Source organism: Bacteroides timonensis (assembly GCF_000513195.1).
GTDB classification, from domain to species: Bacteria; Bacteroidota; Bacteroidia; order Bacteroidales; family Bacteroidaceae; genus Bacteroides; species Bacteroides timonensis.
In genome coordinates, this window is sequence record NZ_CBVI010000027.1 from 1 (window position 1) to 9,319 (window position 9,319).

Consider the following 9,319-nt stretch of genomic DNA (forward strand, 5'->3'; position numbering starts at 1 on the left):
GACCTGGAAGAGAATCCGCTGGGATAAGTTTCCGGCGGCATCCGTGGCAGTTTCTCTGGAATCGAATGTATCTTTAGAATAAATATCGCCGAAATGAAGAACTCCCCCGAAGGCCGTCCGTAAAGGACGGGACATCCGGGGGAGTTCTTTTGTATCGGTTCCTGTAGGAGGAAGGCTACTGCTTTAGATTTTGGCTATTTCGTCGGCGGAAAGGCCGGTATACGGAAACTCCGGTGCACCACAAGAATACCAAGTGAAATACCACAAGAATACCAAGTGAAACGCCACAAAAATACCAAATAGCTTCGCTGTTTCAGATCAAAATATTATTTTTGCGCTAATAATAAAAAGCAATATACATGGAATATTTAGCAAGAGTTGCGGACAAAATGCTCCAAGAAAGATTGGAAACTTTTGGAGCAGTACTAATCCAATTATGACATAGACGGTGCTTCAAGTAAACTGGACATTCCGGAACTGATTCGTGCGGCTTGTCGAGGAGGGTGGCCTGCCATACGAAGCAAGACGGCCATACGCAGTGCCCCTAAACGCTGCTTTGCCGACCCATCCATTGCAGTGGCCGCTATGAATATCAATGCAGAAGCATTGGAGACTCAGCTCAAGACATTCGGCTTCATTTTTGAACAAATGTGTATCAGAGACCTTAAAGCATACACTGCAGATTTCAACAGTCGCATTTCATACTACCGTGACCGTTATGGTCTGGAAGCTGATTTGGTATTGCATTTGGAAGATGAGAGGTATGCTCTGATTGAATGTAAATTGGGCAGCAAGGAAATCGAAGAAGGGTCACAACACCTTCTTCAAATCAAAGGGCTTATAAGGGAGTACAATAAAACCGAAAAGCAAGTCCCCTTGAGAGAACCGGATCTGCTTATCGTTCTGACAGGAGGAAGCACGGCATATACTCGACCGGATGGAGTAAAAATTATCCCCGTCGGTTGTCTGAAAGATTGATAGTCTTTTGCCTAAAATGCATCGGTAGGTCGTCTTTCACGAATCAGAGATTCCGGTACTCAGACTTCCGGATTAATAAAACCCGGAACCGCGAAGCGGGGCGCATCCGCCCAAGTGCAATCCGCGCCAATCAGAGCACTCCCTTCGAACTCGGCAATTCAAAGTGATGGATATCCCTCTTCACCGCCATCTTTATAGCGCGGGCCAGCGCTTTGAAAACGCCTTCTATCTTATGGTGCTCGTTCCGGCCTTCCGCCTTGACATTCAGGTTCATCTTGGCGGCATCGCTCAGGGACTTGAAGAAATGCAGGAACATCTCTGTCGGCATCTCACCTATCTTTTCACGGTTGAATTCCGCATCCCATACCAGCCACGGGCGTCCGCCGAAGTCCAGGCAAACCTGGCAAAGGCAGTCATCCATCGTCAGGGCATAGCCATAACGCTCGATGCCACGCTTGTTTCCCAATGCCTGATAGATGCAATCGCCCAACGCAATCGCAGTGTCCTCTATGGTGTGATGCTCGTCCACTTCCAGATCGCCTTTCACACGGATCGTCAGATCCAGACCGCCATGCTTGCCTATCTGCTCCAGCATGTGGTCGAAGAAACCCAGTCCGGTATGGATGTCGCAGGCACCGTTGCCATCCAGGTTCAGAGAGACAAGGATATCCGTTTCCTTTGTTGTGCGGCGCACTTCTGCCGTTCGTTCTCCGGCAAAAAGAAATTCGGCCACCTTATCCCAGTCTTTCGTGACAAGGGAGCATACCTCTTCCAGACCTTCGCAGGCAGCAGGTCCGCCTTTGGATTCCGGTTTCAGCAACGCAGTGTCGTCCTGCAAGTAAATGGCCCGGCACCCCAGGTTCTTAGCCAGTTCCACATCCGTCGGGCGGTCGCCGATAACGAAGCTTCCGGCAAGATCGTACTCCGGATTATTCAGATACTTCGCCAACATCCCTGTGCGCGGCTTCCGGGTCGGTGCCACGTCTTCCGGCATGCTGCGGTCGATGAAGATTTCATCAAACGTAATCCCTTCACCTTCCAGCGTCTTCATCATCAGGTTATGCGCAGGCCAGAAAGTCTCCTCCGGGAAAGATGCCGTGCCCAAGCCATCCTGATTGGTCACCATCGCAAACTCGAAATCCAATTTGCTACGGATGAAGCCGAGGTTACGCATCACTTTGGGATAAAACTCCAACTTTTCCAGCGAATCCAACTGGTAATCTACGGGCGGCTCTATCACCAAAGTCCCGTCACGGTCTATAAATAATACTTTCTTACTCATAGCTTTTCAACGCTTCTATCAGTTTATCATTCTCCATCCTCGTTCCTACCGTCACACGCAGGCAGTTGCCACAAAGTGAAATCGAATTACGGTTGCGGACGATGATCCCCTCTCCTACCAGATAATTATAGATCCTCACCGCATCCGTCACCCGTGCCAGGAAGAAGTTGGCATCCGAGGGGAACACTTCCACCGTCAACGGCAGTGCGGAGAAACGCTTCTCCAGATCCTCGCGTTCCTCTTTCAGCCTCTCCACCCAACGCTCTATCTCATAGTACTTGTGCAACATCTCTATTGCCTGTTTCTGAGTCAGCTGGTTCACATTGTAAGGGTACTTTATCTTGCTCAGGATGCCGATGATTTCCGTAGAAGCGAACGCCATTCCCAGGCGGATAGCCGCACAGCCCCATGCTTTAGAAAAAGTCTGGAACACAACAAGATTCGGATATTTATCTAAATCCGGCAAGAACGACGGAGATTCTGAAAAGTCACTGTACGCCTCATCCAGTATCACCAGCCCTTCAAACTCACGCAGCAACTTCTCTATCTCACCGCGCGACAGATCGTTTCCCGTAGGGTTATTAGGCGAGCACAGGAAAATCAGCTTCGTCCGTTCATCCGCAGCCGCCAGCAACTTATCCGCCGAGAACTGGAAATGCCCGTCGAGCAGGACTTTGCGATACTCCACATTATTCACATCAGCACACACCTGATACATGCCGTAAGTAGGGTCGATAGCCACCACATTGTCCGCTCCCGGCTCACAGAAAGCACGAAAGACCAGGTCGATAGCTTCGTCGCTACCATTGCCCAGGAAAATATGCTCGGGAGACACCTTCTTTATCTTGGAAAGTTCCGTTTTCAGTTCCCACTGCATCGGGTCGGGATAGCGGTTGTGCGGCAAGTTGTACGGGTTCTCGTTCGCATCGAGAAATACCGATGCCGTTACACCTTTATATTCATCACGTGCCGAAGAGTAAGGTTTCAGCTTCCAGATATTCGGACGGGTCAGTTCTTGCAATGTTTTCATCTTCTTAATTTACGATTTAACGATTTACGATTTACGATCGGAGTCACCTGAACTCTCAATTCTCAACTCTCAATTCTCAACTTACCAAGTCTCACTGTTACCGCATTCTTATGCGCATCCAGATGTTCGTTCGCCGCCATCTCTTCAATGGCGGGACCGATATTCCTCATACCTTCCGGACGGATTTCCTGGAACGTAATCTTACGGATAAAACTATCCAGGCTCACACCGCTATAAGCTTTCGCATATCCGTTCGTCGGCAAAGTATGATTCGTTCCCGAGGCATAGTCTCCCGCACTTTCCGGTGAGAGCGACCCCAAGAAGACGGAACCCGCATTCACCACACGTTCCGCCACCTGCATATAGTCCGCAGTTTCCACAATCAGGTGTTCGGGCGCATATTCGTTCGTCAGTTCGATGGCCTCTTCCATATCCTTCACCACGATAAGCTTACTGTTGGCAAGAGACTTCTCCGCAATTTCCTTACGGGGCAGAAGTTCCAGCTGACGTTCCACCTCCTCTTTCACAGCCTGTTGCAAAGCCTCCGAAGTGGTAATCAGCATCGCCTGACTATCCACACCGTGTTCTGCCTGGCTCAGCAGATCCGCAGCTACAAATACCGGATTCGCCGTTTCGTCCGCCAGCACTTCCACTTCCGACGGACCGGCGGGCATATCAATCGCCACATCACGCAGACTGACCAACTGTTTCGCTGCCGTCACATACTGGTTTCCCGGACCGAATATCTTGTAAACCTTCGGCACGCTTTCCGTTCCGTAAGCCATCGAAGCGATAGCCTGTACGCCGCCTGCCTTGAATATCCGGTTCACCCCTGCCACCTGTGCGGCAAAAAGAATAGCGGGATGCACCCTTCCTTCCTTATCCGGCGGCGTGCAAAGCACAATCTCCTTACAACCGGCAATCTTTGCAGGCACAGCCAGCATCAACACCGTAGAGAACAGAGGAGCCGTTCCTCCGGGAATATACAATCCCACCTTTTCAATAGCCACCGCCTTTTGCCAGCACGTCACGCCCGGCATGGTTTCCACCTTCTTGCCCTCAAAGCGCTGTGCGGCATGGAAAGTTTCTATATTCTGTTTAGCCAGACGGATAGCCGCCTTCAGCTTTTCATCCACCAGCGTCTCCGCCTCTTTCAGTTCCGCCTCCGTCACCGCCAAAGATGTCAGCTCCGCCTTATCAAACTTTGCCTCCATCTCCAGCACCGCACGGTCACCGTCCGACTTCACGCGGTCTATAATCTCCCGCACCGTATCGAACAAGTTCTCAGTATTCATCACCGGACGTTTCAATATCTCCGCCCATTGTGATCTATCCGGATTATTAATTAGTTTCATACCTTTTCCTTACAATATCATTTTCTCAATCGGCAACACCAAAATCCCTTCTGCCCCCAGCGACTTCAGCTTTCCTATAATCTCCCAGAAGCACTTCTCATCCAGCACCGTATGCACCGAGCACCAGCCCTCCTGTGCCAGCGGCATCACCGTCGGGCTCTTCATGCCCGGAAGCACCTGGATAATCTCTTCCAAACGTTCCTTCGGTGCATTCATCAGCACATACTTCTTATCCTCTGCCGTCTTCACAGCATCCATACGGAAAAGCAACTCTTTCAGGATCTCCTTTTTCTCGTCACACAGATTCCGGTTACCAATCAACAGCGCCTCCGATTTCATCACCACTTCCACTTCTTTCAACCGGTTGCTCACCAGCGTAGAACCCGAACTAACAATATCAAAAATCGCGTCCGCCAGCCCGATGCCCGGCGCCACCTCTACCGAACCTGTAATCACGTGTATCTCCGCATTCACATTCTGCGTTTTCAGGAATGCGCTGAGGATACCCGGATACGACGTCGCAATCTTCCGCCCTTCAAACCACTGCACACCCGGATATTCAGTATCCTTCGGAATAGCCAGTGACAAACGACATTTACTGAATCCGAGACGCTTTACAATCTCTGCATTTTCATTCTTCTCCACATATTCATTCTCACCTACGATACCTATATCCGCCACGCCTGTTGCCACCGACTGCGGAATATCATCATCACGCAAGAATAATACCTCTACAGGGAAATTAGACGATTGTACCAGCAATGAACGTTTCACTGCATTCAATTTGATATCCGACTCTCCCAGAAATGACATTGTCTCGTCATAAAGACGACCTTTAGCCTGTACTGCAATTCTTAATAACATAAGATTTATGATTTTTAATTTATGATTTATTCTTGAAAACAAAAAACGAGGCTTGCCATTATCCGGCAAGCCTCGTCGTTTATATGTTTATTCATTATGCACATACAATCATACGCCTACCGATTATTCGTCAGGTAATGATGATGGTGATGATGTGCAACAATATTTTTCATACAATTCTTTTGTTTTGATGCGACAAAAGTAAACTATCCGTTTGAAACTTCCAAAGATTTATCACAAAAAGTTTCGTTTTCCTATCATTTTCTTAGTTTATGTTACAAATTACATAAACTTAAATCAGCGGCAGCATCTCCTCCTTCTCCACATCGCAGTGATGAAAGTGCATTTCTTGCTCCGCCTTCTCCTTCGGAAAAGTGAAGTAAGTGCATACCGCCTCCGAGCACACCTCTCCCGCCTCATTATAAAGTTTCGCGTCGATAATCACGATATTCCGCTTCTGCTCGCGTATGGAGGCCCGCAACACGACATGCGAGTCCGTAGTCGACACCGGTTTACGAAAACGAGTTTCCATCTTCGAGGTCACCCCGCTTGTCTGCAACTTACGCACTACCACCCATCCGCAAATTTCATCCAGCAACACCGACTGAATGCCACCATGCAGCGTATTCAGCCAACCTTGATACTCAGGACGCGGCTTCCAGATGCTCACCACCTCGTCACCATCCTCGTAAAACTCCATTTTCACACCGGACTCATTATTGGGAGCACAACCGAAACAATTGTATCCTTCCAAATCTTTCCACGGGTTAATAATCTTCTTCATACAATTTCGTTTTTATTTTTAATTCAAGTTTCGCAGGGTCTATAAAAAGATTGTAAATGATACTTTTTAGGTGCACCTAATTTTCACATTAATAATATATATATTCACGTTCTTCGTACACCACAGGCACATCGTCTATATACTTAATCCTGATTTTCCAGTTCCCCCGGTCGTCATTATGGAATTTATAGACGTATTTCACTTCTCCGGTTTGCCCTTCCGGACGCTCTGTTCCGGAAATCAGTTCCCCTTTGGTATTGTACCGGTACGTATGCTGGCTTTGAGATATACCATCCGGTGAAAGAAATTCTTCGAACACTACACGTCCCTGAAAATTATAACCTCTCCGGACAGAGCCAACCGGATCGGGCCCTTCGGGTTGCAACAGTACCTTCCGCTCTATTTGCTGCCCATAAGAATCATATATATAACGGAACTCACTACATTTTGTTCCATTCGTCAGGTAACCGGCCTCCTGTACCATATTACCTTCTATGTCGTAGCGAAACACATCCCGCTGCATAATTTCACCCTTATCATCCAGCATCGAACAATGTCTGAGACGCCCTTCCTTATCATATCCATAACTTTTGTTTACCGTCAGCACACCCGCCGGTGTATAATGGCTTTCTTTCAACAAATTCCCATTTTCATCATATTCATACTGAATCTTTTCCCGGCATACTCCCGCTTCCGTAAACCGTTCTTCTTTCATTTTCCGTCCGTTTTCACCAAACTCGCAAACGAAGAACTGTCCTTTCTTCTCTCCCTTATCCACCGCCTGCGGACCTTTGGCGATAGCAACGTACGACCTTTGCTGTACCTTCTTCACTTTACCGCGCACGGGTATTTTCTCCCAGTCATTTCCACCGCCCGCATACTCTATGTCCCTGCGGATAATGAAGTTCGGTTCTCCATATTCATTGCAACCTTCAAAACGCTCTGTCCAGTTGCCCGCTTCATCTATCTTCCGAATCGGATTCTTCTGATTATCCTCTTTTACCACCTTCATCTTCCCAAGCCGTAGTACCCCCATTCTTTTCAGAGCCAGCGTATCCCAACTTTCAACCCGGCATTCTCCCAAGCGTTCCATGTTCCCATCCGGGCCATCCGTCAGGATTACTTTCTCCGGCATTCCCTCCGCATTGTACAGCACTTGCCTGCCCCACGACTCGTTTTTCGCATAGTCTTTGAAATACTTCTTCAACACCTTTCCAGCTTCATCATACAGCGCAGAGACAATCTGAAGCGTATCCTCCTGCCCGTTCATAGCGACAATGCAGTTCAAGCGCCCTTTTTCATCGTACGTATAGTTCCAGCAATCGCTGACTCCCCTGTCCGCGGTCGCATAAATCTCGCGCGACACCTGTCCGGCAGGGTTATACACATACACCAGCTTGCCGTGCGGACTGCCGTCCGGCTTCAGCCTGTTCTCTACCATCGTACGGCCTTTGCTGTCATACTTCACGAATGTGATATAATCCACCACCTTACCGGTCACCCACACAGTGTCCTTCAGTAGCGGCTCATACACCACCGTACGTATGTTTTTAATGCCCGGCTGATCCTGGGCACGAAGCATAGCCGAACCGGCTGCCAGCAGAAGAAGCAAACCTAATATTTTACGTCTCTCAGAGATAAATCGGTGTCTCATATTCAATAGTGTTTTTCAATATGTTGCCACAAATGTAACAATACTTCGGCACGCACAAAAAAAGGCGGGGATTTTTTTATTCCGCTGGTGGTGGAGGTGTGCCAACCTCACGGAACCTCACATAACCTCACATATCCTCACATAACCTCACGGAACCTCCGGCTGTCTCATGCAGTATGTATATCTTTATGGCCTTAAACTAAAACATAAAGAGAAGATGAAAAGAGATTTCTATCTGCAACATCCGCTGATGGCGATGTGCGACCCCAGAATGCAGTATCTGCTGGAGAAGGAAAAGCTCAAGGGAACGGGAGCTTATTGGTTTGTGATCGAGAAACTGGCTATGTTGCCCGACTCATGCGGTGACATGGCGTTTTTGCGCCCTTACTGTAAGATGTATAAAATTTCTTTTGCCTATGTCAAAAAGATTATTTTCGACTACGGGCTTTTCGATTTTGAAGAGGACGGCTCCTTCATGCCTGCCGAACTGAATCCGATAGAACAACGGGTTCAGGTGCGGAAGAAAACAAATGAAGTTGAAGATGAAAAACCGGAAGAAACAGCTCGAAAAAAAGCCCCAAAAATGAACGAAAGTGCATTAGAAACGTCGGTTTTGGAGTCAAAAAATGACGAAAAACGGCAAAAAACGACAGAGGAAAAGCAGAAGAAAAATGCCGAAAATCCAGTTAAAACACTGAATAACAGTACTGTTATAGAAAATACAGATGCAGTTAATAAAGAGAATATAAAAGATATAACAACAGCAGCAGAAAAAAAGAAAAAGAAAAAACCGCCGCAGCTGCAGATGATGATTTTTTCAATCTTGAATCCCGCTGGCCGGATGCGGGGTTTCATTGGTTGGATGTGGGGCTTCATGGGCTCGATGCCACACCTCATCGTCCCGAATGCCACACCTTAGCGGGTGAAATGCCACATCTTAGCTCCCCGAATGCCACACTTCGCAACCGCCCAAGTGTGGCATTTGGGGCGATGAAGTGTGGCATTCGGGGAGCTAAGGTGTGGCATTCGGGAACGTTATCTGCACGCCTCGCTTTCGTTGCCGCAACGTTCCACGGCAGTGACGGAAAAATAACGTTTTTCCGTTCAGGGATATACTCGGGAAGGGGTTCCGTAAGATTGGTGACGTAGCCGGAGATTTTCTTGCCGTTTTTGTTGCGGAACGAGGCGTCCGGGTCGTTCGGGTTCAGGAGACTGTCGGCGGAGATATTCTTCTTGTCTCTCAGACGGGGCTGCTTCTCAATTTCAGCGAATTCGAGGGCATGACGGCTTATATTTTAAGGAACAAAGATTGTTAGAAGTGAATTATTAGGTTTTGCAAACCTATTAAAATTTTGTTCCAATACAAAGAGCC

At 48.1% G+C, this 9,319-nt stretch carries 7 protein-coding genes and 1 pseudogene; 2 read left to right on the forward strand and 6 right to left on the reverse strand.

Translation table 11 applies throughout. The features are described 5' to 3' along the window. Positions 1-507: 507 nt before the first annotated feature. Positions 508-978: pseudogene (locus tag BN161_RS07350) on the forward strand (DUF4143 domain-containing protein); the annotation flags it as partial. Positions 979-1,108: 130 nt separating this feature from the next. On the opposite strand, the gene hisB reads toward BN161_RS07350, so the two are convergent. From hisB to BN161_RS07380, 6 genes are all read right to left on the reverse strand, one after another. Continuing rightward, entirely contained in the window at positions 1,109-2,260 is a 1,152-nt protein-coding gene (gene hisB / locus BN161_RS07355) for a bifunctional histidinol-phosphatase/imidazoleglycerol-phosphate dehydratase HisB (RefSeq protein WP_044264432.1), read from the reverse strand. Continuing rightward, on the reverse strand, positions 2,253-3,290 hold the full coding sequence (gene hisC / locus BN161_RS07360) for a histidinol-phosphate transaminase (protein ID WP_044264434.1): 1,038 nt from the start codon (positions 3,288-3,290) through the stop codon (positions 2,253-2,255). The genes hisB and hisC overlap by 8 nt, the downstream gene beginning before the upstream one ends. Positions 3,291-3,352: 62 nt before the next feature. Continuing rightward, the gene (gene hisD, locus BN161_RS07365) at positions 3,353-4,645 is read right to left on the reverse strand and encodes a histidinol dehydrogenase (protein WP_044264437.1); all 1,293 of its coding nucleotides are present in this window, start codon (positions 4,643-4,645) and stop codon (positions 3,353-3,355) included. A gap of 9 nt (positions 4,646-4,654) precedes the next feature. Beyond that, positions 4,655-5,509, reverse strand: coding sequence for an ATP phosphoribosyltransferase (gene hisG, locus BN161_RS07370; protein ID WP_044264439.1), 855 nt, complete (start codon positions 5,507-5,509; stop codon positions 4,655-4,657). Between the two features lie 292 nt (positions 5,510-5,801). Then, positions 5,802-6,293: a PaaI family thioesterase gene (locus BN161_RS07375; protein ID WP_044264442.1), complete on the reverse strand. Its 492-nt coding sequence runs from the start codon at positions 6,291-6,293 to the stop codon at positions 5,802-5,804. Positions 6,294-6,381: 88 nt separating this feature from the next. Beyond that, complete coding sequence (locus BN161_RS07380) at positions 6,382-7,947, reverse strand: hypothetical protein (RefSeq protein WP_044264444.1); 1,566 nt, start codon at positions 7,945-7,947, stop codon at positions 6,382-6,384. 217 nt (positions 7,948-8,164) lie between these two features. Here BN161_RS07380 and BN161_RS07385 point away from each other — a divergent pair, with 217 nt between their 5' ends. Then, positions 8,165-8,866, forward strand: a complete 702-nt coding sequence (locus BN161_RS07385) for a DUF4373 domain-containing protein (RefSeq protein WP_167332507.1) — start codon at positions 8,165-8,167, stop codon at positions 8,864-8,866. The last annotated feature ends 453 nt before the right edge of the window (positions 8,867-9,319 follow it).

Bases quoted from the DNA above. Each gene is read 5' to 3' on its own strand.
- BN161_RS07375 (WP_044264442.1), bottom strand. From the start codon at position 6,293: ATGAAGAAGATTATTAACCCGTGGAAAGATTTGGAAGGATACAATTGT.
- hisG (WP_044264439.1), bottom strand. From the start codon at position 5,509: ATGTTATTAAGAATTGCAGTACAGGCTAAAGGTCGTCTTTATGACGAG.
- hisC (WP_044264434.1), bottom strand. From the start codon at position 3,290: ATGAAAACATTGCAAGAACTGACCCGTCCGAATATCTGGAAGCTGAAA.
- BN161_RS07380 (WP_044264444.1), bottom strand. From the start codon at position 7,947: ATGAGACACCGATTTATCTCTGAGAGACGTAAAATATTAGGTTTGCTT.
- BN161_RS07385 (WP_167332507.1), top strand. From the start codon at position 8,165: ATGAAAAGAGATTTCTATCTGCAACATCCGCTGATGGCGATGTGCGAC.
- hisD (WP_044264437.1), bottom strand. From the start codon at position 4,645: ATGAAACTAATTAATAATCCGGATAGATCACAATGGGCGGAGATATTG.
- hisB (WP_044264432.1), bottom strand. From the start codon at position 2,260: ATGAGTAAGAAAGTATTATTTATAGACCGTGACGGGACTTTGGTGATA.